We start from the raw sequence: 17507 nt of genomic DNA, 5'->3' as shown, positions 1-17507 counted from the left end.
AACTCGTGTAAGCGTTAGAAAAAGTCTATAAAAAGAGATCAACGTTATTTAATAAAAATAAAATTTTACAAGAAAAACTAACAATCTTTTTCGGGCCAGAAAATGATCAAGTACCTAAATCTATTTCATTATCCGAGCGCAAAGATAAGGTTGAGTTACTACTGCCAAACCGGTCAGTTTACAAAGACAGTTTTCTAAAATTCAAGCGCAGCAATAGAACGACTAAATAGAAGAAAACTTTATACTAGTATCATTATTAATGAAATTACAAAACGAAGGTCAAAAAAATAAAAAATTAACTTCTATATTTTATACATCTATATTGATTTGACGGTTTAACTTCATTTAGATTCCGTATATCTTCATCCTCTTTTATATAATAAGTTCTAGCATTTTTAATTAATTCCTTGATATTATTTTCTGAGTCTAGATAGAGTACTTTGAGTGTTTCTTTTCCTAATAGGTTAACTTTTGCGTCGTAAGCTAAAAGTAATTTAATGATTTTGATGTTTTTTTGCTCGATAGCGATCTCTAATGGCGTAATTCTATTTTTACTCATCCCATTAACATCAAATCCATACATTAAAAGTAATGCTATAATTTTTATATTTTCTAAACGGGTCGCCATATTTAATAATGTTGTTTCAGCACTTTTTGTTACGCCAATCGCTCCTCGTTTTAAAAGCCATTTTATAGTGCTTATCTGCTCATAAAGAACCGCTGCATGGAATGCGTTGACCCATTTATCATTCGTCTCAATTCTCGTTTCCATAAAATCTTTAATTTCATTTAAATTCCCTTTTTTAATGATCTGCGTTAATAGTTCATTTGTATTTTTTTGAGAGTTCGAAAAGAAAGATTGATGAGTACTAAAAGTTTTTTCTTTTGAATAAATTTTATACACTTCAAGTAGTTTTCTTATTTTAAAGAAGTGATTTTTTTGCACAATTTCAAGAAACTTATCACCTGTTTGATTAGGTAAAATTAAATTTTTTGCTAAAAATTCTTTTGTTTTAGGAATAATATAGTTTTCAAATTTAGTTTTGCACAGTAAAGTATCCTTACTATTAAGAGAGGAATCTTGCTTTAGATCTTCTAATTCCTCGCATAGTTTTTTTAAATTTTCATCCTTCCCTAGTCTTAGAGTAGAGGCTAAAAATCTTAGATCATAAAAACTTTCAGTGCGATATTTTTTTTTAAACATGATTATTAACAAATTTGAAATTTATTTTTTATTATTTTTAATAGTTTAATTAATTTTTCTAATTCTAGATTAGCATAATTATAACATAAGAAATACTTTTTGATTTTTTAGTAGAAAATAGAATAAGGCGATCAATTTAAAAATTCCGTTTGGTTACCTTTTTAGATTAACTGATCGTATTATTAGCTCTAAAATATAGGTAACCTGATAAATAATAGCTAAATTGATGTAACTGTTATTTATCAGATTTTATTATTTTTGAAGTGAATCGTTCAGCGGCCGTCTGTCAATTATTTGATACTGAAGTGACTTTACAATACCAAAATGCGGCTAACGTATCACAGATACGATCGAAGCTCAGCACAATCTACTGGGTCGGCACTGAATATCTTCGTGTGTCGGATAATGACTGTCACCATTAATAATTTTTTTTCAATGACTTACCATGTAAGTACTTAGCCACGAATGGAGTGACCATAAGTTTGAATTTCTCTGGCGTCCCAGTTAAATCAGATGCAAGGGTTTACTTCAGATCATGCGCTCTCATATGAGGTGATTTCTGTACGTACTTGTACTTTATTCCAAGTTAAATTAGGAATTCGTGTGATTGGGAAGGCCTAGGTTTAGGTTTTCCGAGAGTAATTTAATTTTAGGTGCTGCTGCAAGCTATATCATCTCACGCTCATTCACCTATTAATTACTGCATGGTTTAAAATTTTAGAACTTCCTTCTAATTTTGGATGGATCGTTTTCTTTATTAACACCATTCGCTTCACGATTAGCAGTGAGATTTGTAAAATACTTATGTTTATAGATTTTAATGGTAAATACCCAGTAAGTTTACCTAAGTGTTTAATCTATTTCTTTAACACTCAATTTATCTTTATTTACCAGCCAATACTTTGTTGTTTTATATTTATAAAGTTTTCTTATCTTATTTCCTCGATATGTTTTGCAAAGTAAATTTTATCTTTTTCAAAAGAGTTAATATTTATTTAATTTATTTATTATATAATTAATTAATATTAATAATATAGTATTATTAGTTTTTTATATAAAAATAATAAAGAAACGATATGTTGGATTCCAAAAAAAATAAGATCAATATGTGTGATTTATGGGAAGAAACGGACCTCCATCGAGCCGCTGAAAAAGGCGATACTAAAATAGTCGAGCGACGTTTAAAAAACGGAGCGGAGGTTAATTCGCGTAATCAGTGGGGAGAAACCCCTCTTCATCTAGCCGCTACAGAGGGCTGCACAAAAATAGTCGAACTGCTTTTAAAAAAGCAGGCTGAAGTTGATTTTCGTTGTCATCACAATAAGGACACCGCCCTCCATCGAGCGGCTGCAAATGGCCACACGGAGACGGTTAAGCTTCTTTTAGAACACGGAGCGGAGGTTAATTCGCGTAATCAGTGGGAAGAAACCCCTCTCCATCGAGCCGCTTCCTGGGATCATACTGAAACGGTCCAGCTTCTTTTAAAAAACAGAGCTGAAGTTAATTTATGTAATCAAAACAAGAGATCCGCCCTGCATCAAGCGGCTGCATTGGGTTACACGGAGACGGTTAAGCTTCTTTTAGAACACGGAGCGGAGGTTAATTCGTGTAATAAATTGCGAGAAACGGCCCTCCATCAAGCGGCTACAGCGGGTCACACGGAGACGGTTAAGCTTCTGTTAGAACACGGAGCGGACGTTAATTTAGTTGACGAGAATCACAATACAGCCCTGAATTTAGCAGTTACATGGGGTTACACGGAAACGGTCGAGCGACTTTTAGAACACGGAGCAGAGGTTAATTTTCGTAATCAGTGTGGAGAAACCGCTCTCCATGCAGCGGCAGTAATGGACCACACGGAGACGGTTAAGCTTCTTTTAGAACACGGAGCGGAAGTTAATTTAGTTAACGAGGATAACAATACGGCCCTCGATTTAGCCGCTCAATTCAATCATTTTGATGTAGCAAAAGAATTGATTGACGCTCATTTATTGAAAAATCTACAAACAGCAATACCCAGCGGTTAATTTCTTCTGAAAATTGGTTCCAATAAGATAATAAATCCCGATGAGTTTGAATCGAGTTGGGTATTGCTGTTTGTGGATTTTTCAATAAATGAGCGTTAATTAATTCTTTTGCTACCTCAAAATGGTTGCGTTGAACAGCTAAGTCCAGGGCCGTTTCTCGCCATTTATTACACGAATTAACTCCCGCGCCGTGTTCTAAAAGAAGCTGGACTATCTTTGTGTGACCCGCTGTAGCCGCTTTATGGAGGGCGGTTTCTTTCATCTGGTTACGAAAATTAACTTTAGCCCCTTTTTCTAAAAGCCGCTGGACTGTCTCAGTGTGGCCCTCTGCTGCTGCTTGATGGAGGGCGGTTTTTTTCATCTGGTTACGAAAATTAACTTCTGCTCCGTGTTCTAAAAGCCACTGGACGGTCTTCGTGTGGCCCCATGTAGCCATAAAATACAGGGCCGTATTGTTATCCTGGTCAACTAAATTAACCTCCGCGCCATTTTTTAAAAGAAACAAGACCGCCCCAGTGTGGCCCTCTTCCGCGGCTCGATGGAGGGCGGTTTGCCCCCACAGATTACAAACATTAACCTTCGTTTTGTTTTCTAAAAGCCGCTGGACTATTTCAGTGTGACCCAATCCCGCCGCTGCATGGAGGGCGGTTTCTCCCCACTGATTACGAAAATTAACCTCTGCCCCGTGTTCTAAAAGTCGCTCGACTGTTTCCGTGTAACCCCATGTAACTGCTAAATACAGGGCCGTATTGTGATTCTCGTCAACTAAATTAACGTCCGCTCCGTGTTTTAAAAGCCGCTGCACTATCTTAGTAGTGCCCGATGCAGCGGCTCGATGGAGGACGGTTTCTCGATTCGGGTAAAAAAAATTAACCTCTGCTCCGTGTTCTAAAAGCCGCTGGACCGCCTTCGTATGATTCCATACCGTCGCTAAATACAGTGGGGTATACCCACGCTGGTTATACAAATTAACCTCCGCTCCATTTTTTAAAAGCCGCTCGATCGTCTTTGTGTGACCATTGGCAGCCGCTTGATGCAGAGACGTTTCTCCTTTCCAATTACACAAATTAACCCCCGCTTTGTTTTCTAAAAGCAGCTGGATCGTCTCCGTATGATTCCATGCAGTTTGATTGTGAGCGGATGCAGCGGCTCGATGGAGGGCGGTTTCTCCATTCTGATCACGCAAATTAACTTTAGCCCCCTTTTCTAAAAGCCGCTGAACCGTCTCCGTGTAGCCCTCTTCAGCGGCTCGATGGAGAGCGGTTTCTCCATTCTGATCACGCAAATTAACTTTAGCCCCCTTTTCTAAAAGCCGCTCCACGATATCCGTGTAATCCCATTTAGCTACTTGATGGAGCACGGTTTCTCCCCACTGATTACGAAAATTAACTGCCGCTCCGTTTTTTAAAAGCCGCTCGACCGTCTCCGTGTGGCCATGTATAGCCGCGTTATAGAGGGCAGTTTCTCGCTTCAGGTTAAAAACATTAACTTTAGCTCCATTTTTTAAAAGCAGCTGGACGGTTTTAGTATGGCCCGATGTAGCAGCTAGATGGAGAGGGGTTTCTCCCCACCGATTACGCAAATTAACGTCCGCTCCGTGTTCTAAACGTCGCTGGACCGTCTCCGTGTCGCCATTTGCAGCTGCTTGATGCAGGGTAACCTCTCCCCACAAACTAGACTCATTGACATGAGTTTTTTCAAAATTGAACATAGAGTTTCTCCATTGTTATTTTATATAAAATTATAATAAATTTATTTTATTTTAATTTATTATTATGATAGTAAATCATTTGAATATTCATTCTCAATCTATTTCGCTAAGTGTGTTGAGACAAATAAAATAGGCAATCGTTGAATTTATTTTTTTCTGTTTATCGAAAGATCGAAATGTTTGATTGGTTGGACGATGTGAATTTCGTGTTCAATAGCGTACAGCGGTATCAAGTAAAAAATATACCAATTACATCGCCTTTAGCCATTACGAGCGAAATGTACTATGGTTTGTTACTTATTATAAACGTAATTATTTTTGAACTATTTATTTTATGTTAGTTGCGATACTTGGTTGCTGTGCGGAGAGTATCGTTTTTTTTCTATGTGATAATAAATCGATTGTGTTAATAGATAGACTGGATTTGAAAAAATAATCTGTAGAAATATATTTTTTTTGACACATGGATTTATTTGATAAACTTTTTATCTTTCTTCTTTTAAATTTTTTTGATTATGGACATCCAGGCATGTTTATTACGTTGTGTCAGTTATATTTTAATTATTTCTAATCTCGTAGTCTTTGCAGCTTGCAAAATCGTCTTTTATACAATTCAAAAAAATGAAGGAAGTTTTTAAAAGGAGGGTTTCATTTGAATGAGTCTATTAAATAGTTTCATTACAGAATCAAGTCGATATTAGCACTTCTAAAGAAAAGGCTAAAGCGGAGGACGAAAAAGAAAGCAAACGTCCCTGTTGCCGAACCAAACAATGATCAATTACTTACTTGTGGGCGTTCAGGTGAACTTGATGATTTTCCTGTAGATGCGCTGGATGGAGTCAGCGGTGGGGTGAAAAAAGACGCTTAACAGCTAAGTCTAGGGCCGTTTCTCGCCATTTATTACACGAATTAACTCCCGCTCCGTTTTCTAAAAGAAGCTTAACCGTCTCCGTGTGGCCATTTGCAGCCGCTCGATGGAGGGCGGTGTCTTTATTGTGATAACAACGAAAATCAACTTCAGCCTCTTTTTTTAAAAGCAGTTCGACTATTTTTGTGCGGCCCTCTGTAGCGGCTAGATGAAGAGGGGTTTCTCCCCACTGATTACGGGAATTAACCCCCGCTCCGTTTTTTAAATGCCGCTCGACCGTGTTAATGTAGTTTCCTTCAGTCGCTTGATGTAGAGTAATTTCTCCCCACAAACCAGGCACATTGACATGCGTTTTTACGAGTTTGAACATAGAGTTCCTCTATTTTTTTTATATAAAAATATAATCAATTTATTTTATATTTTTATATTAAACTTATAATAAATTAAGTAAATATTAATTCTATTGAATTAACTGAAATTTACTTTACTCAGTGTATCGAGAAAAGTAGATAGGGAATCACATGTCGAAGCAGTTTGTTATTTTATAAATAAAAGTTTCAAGTGAGCCTCTTAATTTTTTTTAGATAAAATGCTTAACTTTTAGGCCGTTTGAGGAGAGAAGCCTTTAGCTTAAAGGTTTTTGGTTATGGCTTTACGAGGTCAGTTGAATTAGGGAGGATTTATTACTATTTTTTTATAATTTATAAACTACTGATTTTGTTTAAACGCATTTACTGAATATAAGGGTGTGCTCCATTGCGCTAGAGTTTTTTAAGGGTGAGGGCGGTTAAATGGTTTTCTCTCCATCAATCGTTGAATTTGTCTTTCTGCCTGTTTATCAAAAGATTGAAATGTTTGATTGGTTGGGCAATGTGGATTTCTTGTCCAATAGCGCACAGCGGTATCCAGTAAAAAAAGTGTGCCAATGACATCGCTTTTAGTCGTTACGCGCGAAATGTCTGCGCTAGTAGTTTTATTATAAGAGTAAGCGTTTTTTCTACCTATTAATTTTGTTGTCGCTGTGATACTTGGCTGTGAGAGTATCGTTTCTTTTGTATGCGATAACAACACCGTTTTGTTAATAGATGGACTGGGTTTGAAAAAATGATTTGTAGGAATATCTCTTTTTTGTTTATTTGATAAATGGTTGCATGGAGTAAACGTTTTTGGTTTTTTAGTTTCTTTTTGGAGAAAAGATAAAGCGACTTTATTTTTTTGAGAACGATCTTTTTTTCTAATGGAGAGATAAAATTTTGAGTGATTTAGGTTTGGATGGATTTGAAATAGTAGATTTATTTTAGGTTTTATTCGAGAGATCTTAACGTCGTTTTTTAATGTTTGTCGATCATACTTAGCTAGGTAAGCCTCGCTTTTTTCCAATATTTTCTCATTCAAGTTAGATGAGTTGGATTCAGATGAATAAACAGCACGTTTTGGGCGTGAAGAAAGTGATTGCAATTCCGTAAAAATAGATTTTTGGCTAGGTAGTTGTAAATATTGCTCAATAAACGTTTTATTTTCTAATCTCTCTAAGATAAACTCTGTTGTTGAATTTTTTGTGATCCCTTGTTTTTCTAATGCTTGCCAAAGACTAACTAAAAAGCTAACCAGATCTTCCGAAGAAAAGACATCCTCTTGTTGCAAATCGAGGCCCAGCACATCAAAGCCACCTTCAATAGCTTTGATAAACTCCATTAAAAAAGGTGATTCATCCCAATTAATAATCGCTCTTTTTTGTTTTTTATATTCATTCTTGTCAAAAAATTGCCCAATCTTATCAAATTGGGTTGATAAAAAAGAGCCAATGGTAATTAAAAAATCTTTTATTTTATTAAATAAAACTTCATTTCCAACCACGAGATCGGGACGCATTTGGTATAAAGAATCCACCACATCGTTAATAACCTTTTCTTCACTGGAACATTCTCCACGATCAATACATTGGCAAGTTACTCTTTCGGCAAGCTCTATTTGACGTTCATTTGCTGACCGTTGTTGACCGATTTCACGTGCGATATCTCGGGCTAATATTTTTAAATCCGCCTTGGTCTTCGCATCAATGACTTTAGCTTCTGGCGCTCTATTAATGTACCATTGATGTAATATCTGCATGATAGCGGCAGCAATAGTATAAAGCGCACCTTGGCGACCTGCGGTACGCAGGGTGCTTTTTAAGTTTGTTTTAACTCGTAACATCATACGCTGTAGACGTTCTCGTGAATTTTTTTCTTTCGGCGCTAAACTGGGCACTGGTAAACTCTTCGGAATCGTGCCGATTGATGTGACCGTTCTATATTGCGCGTGTATTTTTGCGTATAGCGTAGTGGGTACATTTTTTTCAACTGTCGATGTAACCAAAACGCTACCTTCCAGTTGTATGATAGAAAGTCGTTTATGTCCGTCAAGGTATTCGATACTGACCTGTTTTATTCCTAGGTACTCAAAACTTTGAATAAATTCTTTTAATACATGCGAATTGACTTCAGGTTGATAAATATAAGATTGTAGTTTTAAGGTAGAACGGGTAGTGGAAGGCAAGGCATTATTTATAAACTTTAGTAATTTACTAAAATCAATATCTTGAGGTTGATAGTCCCAATGAATAATTAATTCATTCACATATTCCAAAGTAAAAATTGGTTTTGTGCGGAGTGTAAGTGTTTTCACTAGGTGTGGTTTTTGGGGTAATGTAAAGTGCTGATTAATTTTTTCTATTGAGGTTAATGGTAAATTTTTTTTTGACTGACTTTGAAATAAAATATGTGCTGTACAACCAGGGCTTACTGTTGTAGACATATCTTGAGTCGATCGCTGCGAACGACTGAGGCAGGGTAATGAAAAAGGTTTATAGTGGGCACCATCTAATTTTAAATTAATTTCAGCTATATTTTTTTCTTCGAGTAATTCCCCTAAATAAAAGCTATTTAAATTACTGCCTCTAAAATCTCGTAATCCTTGTTGATAGAGGTGTAAGAAAATTTTTTTATTGAGAATGGCATCTAATGTTGGTAAAGGAAATAATTTATTGACTAAATTCCCTCGTAACTCGGTGACACCTAAAAAATTACGATGCCCTTGCTCATAAAATTTAAATAATAGATCAGGATCCATTTCTACATTATTGAAAACAATATCCTTCAATGACGAATCAGAAAATTTGCTTCCTCTTATAAAAGAAACATAATTAAAGGAGGCCCCGTCGAATCGAGAATCCTTAAGATTGAGTCGTAAATGAAAAGTAGAATAGTGGTTTTGAGAAGTCTCAGGAGTACCATGAAACTGAGTATCTGTAAGATCCGAATTGATAAAAGTTCCTCTTAGTATCTTTCCAGTAAACTTAGCCCCATTAAAGCTGACTTCTTCAAAATAGATATTATCGGGTGCATTTTCAATTCCCCAATCTACTGATATTCTGCAGCCTTTGAAGTAATGAACACCTAATTTTTGGTGTAAATAACGTATAGTTGATAAAGTAAATTCACTATTTTCTAACTTAGTTTCGTGATCAAACTTGTTGTCAAGATTAAACTGGCTATTTATTAATGTTGCTTTATTCAAATTAGATTTAGTAAACCATGTTCCTTCTAAATTGAGTTCATTTAAATTAACTGATTCTAACTTGGCTTCATGAAAATTTAAATATCGTAAGTTGGATTTAACCAGAGTATCTTGAAAGTTGACTTGAGATAGATCCGCGCCAGAAAAATTAGTGATCGCTAAATCTCTAAGCTGCGCAAAGATAAAAGTAGATAATTTAGCATCATAGAAATCGATTTCTGAAATTTGCGTATTTAACAACTGAAATGATACAGTTCTCAAATCAGTATTTTGAAATGAAATCATAGATAAATGGTTTTTAAATTGTGTGCCGCGTAGATCTGAGGAATCAAATCTACAATTAATGATTGGCTGAAAAAACTGTGCGTCTCTTAAATTAACATTTAAAAAATAAATATCTTTAAGATAATCGATATAATCAACTTTATAAAAAATAAAGTTTTCAAAATTTATAAATTTGTTTTTTAATATACGCTTCAGTAATTCTTGAGTTATGTTTAAGCTTAATTTTTTTGCATTTGCATCATAATCGGCAGCTTGAAAACGAAGAGATAGGCCAGGAAATTGCGTATCAATTCCGGATTGATAAATACCTTCTCTTAGTAGATTTCGAATTGAATGCGCTATTAAAAGATTGAAAAAAATTTTTTTCTATATTTTCATCAGGAATCATTTTTAATAATGACAGAAACTGATTGGGTGAAGCATTTTCTTTTATAATTGATATCGCTTTGTGGCCATTCTAAAAAAAACTTATTCCTATCTTTAGAGAATTGATTGACAACATGTAATAAATTTTCTGGGTTTTTTATTAAAAAATCATGTAAAATCCAATCTCTATTTTCATCAAGTTCATCGGTTTTCCAATGCATAAAAGGGGCTAATCCATGTTCTTTTATAAATAAAAGCAAGGGTTTGCGTTCCTCATTGATGCGGATCCAGCTGAGTGTTATACCTGGAAATAAATGACACTCTAAGCGTTTATTATCTACTGAGCTTTGTATGATCTGCATTTGGGAATTTTTCAATATTCCACTATTTACTAATCGTTCTGTTATCGTTATTTTTAGATCATTAACACTTTTTAACTGAGAATTTTCATTTAAAATTTCATAAATAGAAAAAATCATCATCTCCTAATAAATTAAGTTTATTTTTGATCAGATCTATTTGGTCTGAAAAATTGATATCTCGACCCAATATAGACTGGATATCTTCATAAAACTTTTCACTCAATGAATTAATTAAACTTTCAGCTGATATAGTTTTTTCTAAATGTTTTAAATAGGCGTTGACAATAATATGTTTATCATTGGCACTCATTCTTCCATTTAAGGCCAAAGCGCCTGTGTCCCGCGCTAAGGTAATCGGAAACCCTTTTTCTTTAGCCTGAGTCAACAAATAATTGTTTGCATGTAACATATTTTGTGTTTCAGAACAATTATCTGAAGCTTTACATATCAACTTTTGATACGAAGCAGGCATTGGAAAAGGACGTTGTGTGGCCACTTTGCGTGCTTCTGTATTGATATAAGATTGTATCCAGCGACGAACTTGATGCGGTCCTTCAAAACTTTCTATTAATTGTTCGGCGGCACTAGAAATACGTGAATAACATCCGGCAATACATTTTGTTAACTCTTTATCCGCTAATAAATTAATATAAATGACTTTACGCTGTTCTAATTTAATTGCTGGTTCTTCTAGGAATGTTGCTACGGTTTCTAGATGTTTTTTTCCAGGACCATACATGATCACGATACTATCATTCGGTATAGATAATTTTTCATGAAAATCTATTAAAGTTGCGGTATCAGGTAAGTGATGTATTTCTCCCCATTGTTTTATTTTTCCTATAATAATACGAAGTTCAGTTTGTAATTTTTCTTGATCTTTAATTAAAGCTAAATTGTTTCCATAGCTTGGTTCGATATCAGGATCCAAATATGGATACAGACGCTTTTTTATTAATAAATCTATTGTTTTTTGTAGGTCAACCCTTTTATCATCATTGATATAATAAGAAGAGGAAAAAAAAAGTTCTGATAAAGTAGGGTCTTTTGGCATAAGTGAGAGGTGATTTTATGAAATGTGTATTTAGATTTTAAAAAATTACTAAGCGTTACCGATAAATTATTTTTTTTTAAATATTTAGTGTTTATGAAAAATTATTAGTTTAAGATAATAATTTCTTTTTATTTTGTATAGTCTAATTTTTGTTGAAAACGATTGAATTTACAATCTCAAGATATAGTAAAATTAATCAAAGTGACTATTAGTAGTATGTTTTTTTTCATAAAAGTACATAGTTAAAGGATACTATAGTATTTTTATTGTTAGGGTATTAATATCTTTTTTTAAAAAAATTCTCATGTCATTATAATTTAGCGAGTTTCCGCTAAGAGTTCGATGAATCTGTAACGGGTTGTTTTGATTAATAAGTGTTGATTATTTTCTCAAAGTGCAAGACGCGGCTAGATTAAATAGTATTTCCCTTGCTACCAACTTTGCCTAAGTCTTATTCCTAAAGTTTTAACTCAGTTAAAATACCAATTAAAATCAGTGCGTCCATAAATATTATGGTAGTTTGATCTTATTTAGTGACAAGACAGCGAACGTTTTTTTATTCGATCAAAACATCGCTCCATAAAATTATCCTCTTTTTAAAGAAAACAATCATATATTTATATTTTTCAGCCCTAGCTTTGATTTATTGATCTATTTTAGTTAAAAAACTGAACGGTTCTCCAAAACTCCCAGGCTCTAAAGTGACTGTATGTCACGCATGAGTCAAAATTTGAGTAGGGGTCGGGGCTTTAGGGATCTAATCAAGCTTTTATACTTTTATGTGTCGTAGTAAGGTGAGCGCTTCAGCGCTCATAAAACACGGTGGCTAATCCCTGCTCTTTAATGATTCGCTTCGTTAGAAATAGTGTAGTTTCAGGTTGCCTATACGTTTTGCCACGATTATCCAAAATGTTAACATGCCTGGAAGTAGTAAACTTGTTAAGTGATTGATCACTTAATAATTGATTCAACTGCTTAGACTGAGCTAAGCCAAGAGACGCGGTCAGAATCAACTTCTGAGTAGTTGCTTTGTTAAATATCTCTAAACGTTAGTGTACTGAGAGAGTCCTTATTAATTTTTTCTTCGTTTTATACACTTTGTTATCATTACGTTTTTCGATAAGAGAAATAATTAAAACATCTTTTTTTAAATCGACACGATAAATAACTTTATAATTCACTATATCAGCCCGATAATCTTTTGAAGATCCTTTTTATTTTTTGAATCTTGTGGAAATGGCTTTTCTTTTTGTTCGACTGCGCATTGCTTTCCTAAGGTTCTCTTTATTTCATCGAAGGTTTTATTTTTAATTAATTTTTAATGAAATTCACCTATAATATATCAACTTTAATAAGGTATTATACTATGTCATCTAATTATGAAACTTTAATTAAACAATTAAAATTTTTCTGAATGAAAAATATCCTGGTATTACTCTTGCTACAGATATTTTTGAACATGCTTTTCTTCGTATGTTAGGTTATCAATTTGTTCCTGAAAAATGTCAATTTGATGATCAATCTCGAGCCGAGGACAACTTATCTATTTATTTAAGACCTCCTTATGAGGTAAGTATTAGAAAATTTCTTGATGATTTACAAATTTGTACTACAGGCGAGTTTTCAGGTATTAGCGTTTATGAAATCAATCCCGATTTGAATTCGGGTAAGTTTTGTGTTCATTTAATTGTTCCTTATTCACTAATAGAAGAAAATATTAAAAAAATATTCAGTATTATTGATATAATATTAAAGGATCCAGATAAACTAAATTTTTATTGCTATTGGGATATCTACGCAAAAAAACATCATGGTGCTGATTTAACTATTGTCCGAATCGAAAATTTAATCCGTAAAAGATTATTACAATATCTTTGCTTAGACTATAAGGATGTGTGGAGTTTTATTATCCAAGAAAGTGGAAAAATAAAGTTTTTGAAAAAACAAGTATTGACTGATATTAATAATTTTCCAAAAATTAATTTAATTTATGAAGAAAATGGAGAAGAAAAGGAGATAAGCTTTACTCGTGATAAAATAGTTGCCACACTAGAAAACCTTAGTTTTAATAATAATTTATTAGATATGAAAACTAAAGAACAAGAATTTATTCTTCCAGCTGGAATAAGAAACTTTGTTAAAGAAAAAATAACCGTAATTTTATTATTAATAGTGAATATAATTATGAAATCGATTTAGGATATCACCCTAATATCATAGATATTTTAGAGAAAAAATACGGCATAAAAGAATTATCTTCCTATATACCCACGGTGGGAGCTGAACGAAGTCATTATTACATTTATAACAAGGAAAATTATATACGAGTATTACTTGCACTAAAAGAAATCGAAGGGTCCCCATGTTTAGAGGAAAGATTGCATCAATTAACTTATTATACTAATCATCAAATGTGGGATAAGCTAAATACAGAACTAAGACTTTTAGTTAATTTGAATCCAGAAGTGAAGGTAGATTATACTGCGTTACTTATGAGTTTGCACGATCATGCTGTCAACACTTTACGAGGCGAAGCTCAGGAAAATATGCTCGAAATTATAGAAAAATTTCGTAAGGATTGCGTCAACAAGGTTCATTTGCAAAGTACTGAGCAAAAAAAACGTGTATTCTTCTGTTTGAGTTAACTTTATTTCGTTTAAATCAGTTGAATGGTAGTGATAAAACTGAATATTGGTGTTTGGTTAAAGATTTATTTATTTTGACACAAAAAGCGGGTTTAAAAGAGAGTCATCATTATTTAGCCGAGATTGCTGGTTTACCATTTGGCGAAACTTTATCTTCAGATGTTAATAACGATCTGGTGGCTGTAGTTCTAGAGCTTGCTAATAAACACAGGCTTCTTATCCAAGAAAATGTTTGCTTTAAAAAGCAAGTAGCTCAGCTAAAAGATGAAGTTTCTAAAGTTTCTGATAAACACAAGCATCTTATTCAAGAAAATGCTTGCCTTAAAAAGCAAATAGCTCAGCTAAAAGATGAAGTTTCTAAAGTTGCTGAAGTTTCTTTGCAAGAAAGTACAACGCAGTCAAACGTTAATCCAGCATCTCTTTTCACAGTACGTAAATAAAATACTCACGATCTCCTGGGCTCGCTGATTTTATGTGCATTCAGCGAGTCTTTATTTCTATTCTAATTTTTATTTTTTTCGATTTAGTGAAAAGTTAACACTAACCCCATTAGAGTAGACTTGTAATTTACCTTTATAGTTTAAATAATACTTACTAAATACGATAAAAATTATTTTTTCTATCTCTGTATCGTGGAGATTTTATGGATCTGTGGTATAACCAGTCGAAACCTAGATATTATCTAAAGCTTTATCGTGATGGAGTAGTAATGAAAAGAAACAGAGGGAACTAAACAAAGGACAAGTGAATTTAGCATTTTCTGCAAGAAAAAATGAATCTTTTAAAGAAAGGGTTATCAAAGAAAAGCAACGGAAAGCGTTTCTTCTCATCAAAAAAGTGACCGCAGCCTTACTGAAAATATCTCCTGACATTGGCGTAAAGGAATATTAGCTAAACAGTGTTTTAGAAGCAGGTACTCATCAGCTTGAAAATACTTTAGTCATTGTAAAATATGTTGGGAATAAACCAATTATGAAAAATTTTTATATGGCTTACCTTTGTCTTTTGGAGCTATTGAAGCCAGGCAAATTGCATTGTTTCTTTAGACAGCTTGATCGATGAAAATGAATCCAATGTAAATATTAATTTATCATGTTTTTTTATGTTTGAAGGAAATTGTTTTGAAATAGCATATCCGAGGGTTGATATCGAAGGTGACGCCTTGCTTCTTTTTTTGAGGAATTTGACAGAACAGAAAAATTAAGGCGTGCAGAGCAAAAATTGGAGAGTAGACAATCAATATCAATCAACGCACTAACTTAGTGAATTGATTGAGTTTTTTTATAAAAATAGACGAATGGGTTCACATGAGTATTCTTTTTTTAGGAAGATGAACTTCGACTTCAAGCCCTTTTTTATTTTTAGGCTGATTTAGATAAATAGCCCCTTGGTGCAGTTTAGTAATTTGCTCAACAATCGCAAGACCTAAACCACTACCTTGTGCCGTATTGCCTAATACGCGGAAAAAACGTTCAAAAACACGAGCGGCTAAAACAGGAGGGATTCCTGGCCCAGTATCGATGACGCGTAAAATCAGCTTGACTGTCCAAAATTAACCTTCGACGAGATTGCGAATTAATACATGAAGTCCGGTGGTATTGCCTTCTAGGGTATAATCTTTCTCTTTAGCGATTAATTCAATATCAATCTGTTTAGCGAGGGCTTGAGGTACTAAATCGGCAATCACCTCAGCACTAATTTGTTCTAAATTCACGTGTGTAAAGTGTTCGGCGAACGACCGATCTACAACCAGTAAATGACTTTCTGTAGGGTGTTCAGAACAAAGTTGCGGATTGGTTGTATTGAGCAACGCGATTTGTGTTTGTGTTTTCAAAGCTGCTAAGGGGGTATGGAGTTCATGCGCTGCATCGGCGGCAAAGCGTTGTTCTCGTTCAAAGGCTTGTTGTAAACGTAAAAAAAGTTTATTGAGTTCATCGACTAACGGACCAATTTCAAACAGGAACCTTATTTAGGTCAACCGGGTCAAAGATTGTGTGCGGCACGGTTAGCGACTTCATTCGCAAAAAAACGAATACTTTTTAGTCCACTACCGATGATCATCCAAATGAATAAGCCTGAGAGTGGGTAAATTAGCAGGGTTAAATACAGATCATCGATCACCATATAACGAGTTATCAGATTGCGTGTCATATAAGGTTCAACAACCGCTAAAATAGTTCCTTGTTTTAAATCATATAAAGTAAAAATACGCCACAGCTTCCCATTAATTTCCCGATTACTAAAACCGGCTTTGCCAATGAAAGGGGTCATTGGCGCATTGTGAGAATGCAGTAAAAGTTGTCCGTTGCCGTTCCATAATTGAAACTCATAACGACTTTCTTTTCTCTCAAGTGCTTTATTACTTGCTTCTGAACCAATATCAAAATAGGTTCGATCGACTTTAGACGTATTAAATATTGATTGTAGGCGTCGGCTGGGTAATTGATTAGAACGATCACAAGCTTTAGCCAGTTTTTTAATAAGTAGCGCGGTTTCAATTAGCGAGTCGTCAAAAACCGTCTGAAAAGTTTTTTTATCTAAATAATAATTGCCAATCGCTGTAAAAATAACCGTGGCGATCACGGTAGTCAGTAAGTTAAATAATAAAAAACGTCGAATGGATAAAATAGTATACACAGACAATCGCCTTACAACGTTTCTTTTTCAGCCATATATCCGACGCCACGAATAGTTCGAATAAAATTCGTACCGGCTAATTTCTTGCGTAGATTATGAACATGCACTTCTAAAGTATTACTATCGATTTCATCATCCCAACCATAAAGACATTGGTTGAGTGAGTCACGAGAAATCACATGGCCTGGATTTTCAAGTAGTTTTTGTAGCAAACTAAATTCACGCCGTGATAAATTAACCAGTCGGCCTTGCACAGTGACAGTAAAGGCGCTCGAATCAAGTTCAATATCTCGATAAGTTAAAACAGAAACTGCACGATTACTGGAAAAACGACGTTGTAATGCACGGATTCGTGCTGAGAGTTCAGCTAAGTCAAATGGTTTCGCCAGATAGTCATCTGCGCCGCTATCTAACCCTTTGATTTTATCTTCGACGGTATGGCGCGCAGTTAAAATTAAGACAGGTATTAAAACGCCCGCCGCACGCATTTCATTGAGCACGGTTAGCCCGGGTAATCCCGGTAAATTGAGATCAAGTAAAATGACGTCAAAGGATTCAAGCTTGATAAAACTCAGCGCCGTTTTACCCTCAGTGAGCCAATCAACCGTATAGCCATAATGTTTTAGGCCTTTGCAAATGCCTTCGCCTAATGATTCATCATCTTCTACTAAAAGAATACGCATGATATGGACTCATTATTATTATTACACAGGACCCCCAAAAAATGGTTTAGGGAGCTTTTAATATAAAACGCTGATCAAAACAGGGTTTATAATCCACGTAGAGTTGA

Annotated in this window: 16 protein-coding genes; 5 read left to right on the top strand and 11 right to left on the bottom strand. The window is 34.4% G+C overall.

What is annotated here, in order from left to right; translation table 11 throughout:
* Positions 1–295: 295 nt before the first annotated feature.
* Positions 296–1204: an ankyrin repeat domain-containing protein gene (locus tag S3O_RS0102905; RefSeq protein ID WP_029463618.1), complete on the bottom strand. Its 909-nt coding sequence runs from the start codon at positions 1202–1204 to the stop codon at positions 296–298.
* A 1076-nt stretch (positions 1205–2280) separates the two neighbouring features.
* Between S3O_RS0102905 and S3O_RS0102900 the strand changes: the two genes are divergently transcribed.
* Positions 2281–3231, top strand: coding sequence for an ankyrin repeat domain-containing protein (locus S3O_RS0102900; protein WP_029463617.1), 951 nt, complete (start codon positions 2281–2283; stop codon positions 3229–3231).
* Here S3O_RS0102900 and S3O_RS10945 read toward each other — a convergent pair.
* From S3O_RS10945 to S3O_RS17080, 6 genes are all read right to left on the bottom strand, one after another.
* Positions 3152–4942 carry an ankyrin repeat domain-containing protein gene (locus S3O_RS10945; RefSeq protein WP_010597563.1) on the bottom strand — a complete coding sequence of 597 codons (1791 nt, stop codon included), beginning with the start codon at positions 4940–4942 and terminating at the stop codon, positions 3152–3154. The two genes, S3O_RS0102900 and S3O_RS10945, sit on opposite strands and share 80 nt — an antisense overlap.
* Positions 4943–5781: 839 nt before the next feature.
* Positions 5782–6180, bottom strand: coding sequence for an ankyrin repeat domain-containing protein (locus S3O_RS10940; protein WP_010597562.1), 399 nt, complete (start codon positions 6178–6180; stop codon positions 5782–5784).
* A gap of 401 nt (positions 6181–6581) precedes the next feature.
* Positions 6582–9608 (bottom strand): pentapeptide repeat-containing protein, encoded by a 3027-nt coding sequence (locus S3O_RS0102885; protein WP_192805860.1) that lies wholly within the window; start codon positions 9606–9608, stop codon positions 6582–6584.
* Between the two features lie 422 nt (positions 9609–10030).
* Positions 10031–10498 carry a hypothetical protein gene (locus S3O_RS0102880; RefSeq protein ID WP_010597560.1) on the bottom strand — a complete coding sequence of 156 codons (468 nt, stop codon included), beginning with the start codon at positions 10496–10498 and terminating at the stop codon, positions 10031–10033.
* Positions 10479–11435 carry a hypothetical protein gene (locus S3O_RS0102875; protein ID WP_010597559.1) on the bottom strand — a complete coding sequence of 319 codons (957 nt, stop codon included), beginning with the start codon at positions 11433–11435 and terminating at the stop codon, positions 10479–10481. Before S3O_RS0102875 ends, S3O_RS0102880 begins: the two co-directional genes overlap by 20 nt.
* An 803-nt stretch (positions 11436–12238) precedes the next feature.
* On the bottom strand, positions 12239–12448 hold the full coding sequence (locus tag S3O_RS17080) for a hypothetical protein (protein ID WP_156792706.1): 210 nt from the start codon (positions 12446–12448) through the stop codon (positions 12239–12241).
* A 460-nt stretch (positions 12449–12908) separates the two neighbouring features.
* Between S3O_RS17080 and S3O_RS0102870 the strand changes: the two genes are divergently transcribed.
* The 4 genes from S3O_RS0102870 (at position 12909) to S3O_RS17075 (ending at position 14971) form a co-directional block, all read left to right on the top strand.
* Positions 12909–13634, top strand: coding sequence for a hypothetical protein (locus tag S3O_RS0102870; protein WP_010597558.1), 726 nt, complete (start codon positions 12909–12911; stop codon positions 13632–13634).
* 74 nt (positions 13635–13708) lie between these two features.
* A complete protein-coding gene (locus S3O_RS0102865; protein ID WP_010597557.1) occupies positions 13709–14080 on the top strand; it encodes a hypothetical protein in 372 nt (123 codons plus the stop codon).
* Positions 14081–14100: 20 nt separating this feature from the next.
* Positions 14101–14520, top strand: coding sequence for a hypothetical protein (locus tag S3O_RS0102860; protein ID WP_010597556.1), 420 nt, complete (start codon positions 14101–14103; stop codon positions 14518–14520).
* Positions 14521–14824: 304 nt separating this feature from the next.
* Positions 14825–14971 (top strand): hypothetical protein, encoded by a 147-nt coding sequence (locus S3O_RS17075; protein WP_156792705.1) that lies wholly within the window; start codon positions 14825–14827, stop codon positions 14969–14971.
* A gap of 412 nt (positions 14972–15383) precedes the next feature.
* Here the strand turns inward: S3O_RS17075 and S3O_RS20305 are convergent, their stop codons facing one another.
* From S3O_RS20305 to S3O_RS0102845, 4 genes are all read right to left on the bottom strand, one after another.
* The gene (locus S3O_RS20305; protein ID WP_408005657.1) at positions 15384–15614 is read right to left on the bottom strand and encodes a sensor histidine kinase; all 231 of its coding nucleotides are present in this window, start codon (positions 15612–15614) and stop codon (positions 15384–15386) included.
* 18 nt (positions 15615–15632) lie between these two features.
* The gene (locus S3O_RS15165) at positions 15633–15914 is read right to left on the bottom strand and encodes a hypothetical protein (protein WP_010597555.1); all 282 of its coding nucleotides are present in this window, start codon (positions 15912–15914) and stop codon (positions 15633–15635) included.
* A 149-nt stretch (positions 15915–16063) separates the two neighbouring features.
* The gene (locus S3O_RS15160) at positions 16064–16717 is read right to left on the bottom strand and encodes a sensor histidine kinase N-terminal domain-containing protein (RefSeq protein WP_010597554.1); all 654 of its coding nucleotides are present in this window, start codon (positions 16715–16717) and stop codon (positions 16064–16066) included.
* A gap of 11 nt (positions 16718–16728) precedes the next feature.
* Positions 16729–17400, bottom strand: a complete 672-nt coding sequence (locus tag S3O_RS0102845) for a response regulator (protein ID WP_010597553.1) — start codon at positions 17398–17400, stop codon at positions 16729–16731.
* Between the last annotated feature and the right edge of the window lie 107 nt (positions 17401–17507).

The organism is Rickettsiella massiliensis 20B (genome assembly GCF_000257395.1).
Lineage (GTDB): Bacteria > Pseudomonadota > Gammaproteobacteria > Diplorickettsiales > Diplorickettsiaceae > Diplorickettsia > Diplorickettsia massiliensis.
The sequence above is the reverse complement of the archived record's forward strand: the minus strand, read 5'-3'. Positions and strand labels throughout refer to the sequence as shown.

Coding starts and splice junctions, on each gene's coding strand:
- S3O_RS0102905 (WP_029463618.1), bottom strand. CDS start 1,204: ATGTTTAAAAAAAAATATCGCACTGAAAGTTTTTATGATCTAAGATTT.
- S3O_RS0102900 (WP_029463617.1), top strand. CDS start 2,281: ATGTTGGATTCCAAAAAAAATAAGATCAATATGTGTGATTTATGGGAA.
- S3O_RS10945 (WP_010597563.1), bottom strand. CDS start 4,942: ATGTTCAATTTTGAAAAAACTCATGTCAATGAGTCTAGTTTGTGGGGA.
- S3O_RS10940 (WP_010597562.1), bottom strand. CDS start 6,180: ATGTTCAAACTCGTAAAAACGCATGTCAATGTGCCTGGTTTGTGGGGA.
- S3O_RS0102880 (WP_010597560.1), bottom strand. CDS start 10,498: ATGATTTTTTCTATTTATGAAATTTTAAATGAAAATTCTCAGTTAAAA.
- S3O_RS0102875 (WP_010597559.1), bottom strand. CDS start 11,435: ATGCCAAAAGACCCTACTTTATCAGAACTTTTTTTTTCCTCTTCTTAT.
- S3O_RS0102870 (WP_010597558.1), top strand. CDS start 12,909: ATGTTAGGTTATCAATTTGTTCCTGAAAAATGTCAATTTGATGATCAA.
- S3O_RS0102845 (WP_010597553.1), bottom strand. CDS start 17,400: ATGCGTATTCTTTTAGTAGAAGATGATGAATCATTAGGCGAAGGCATT.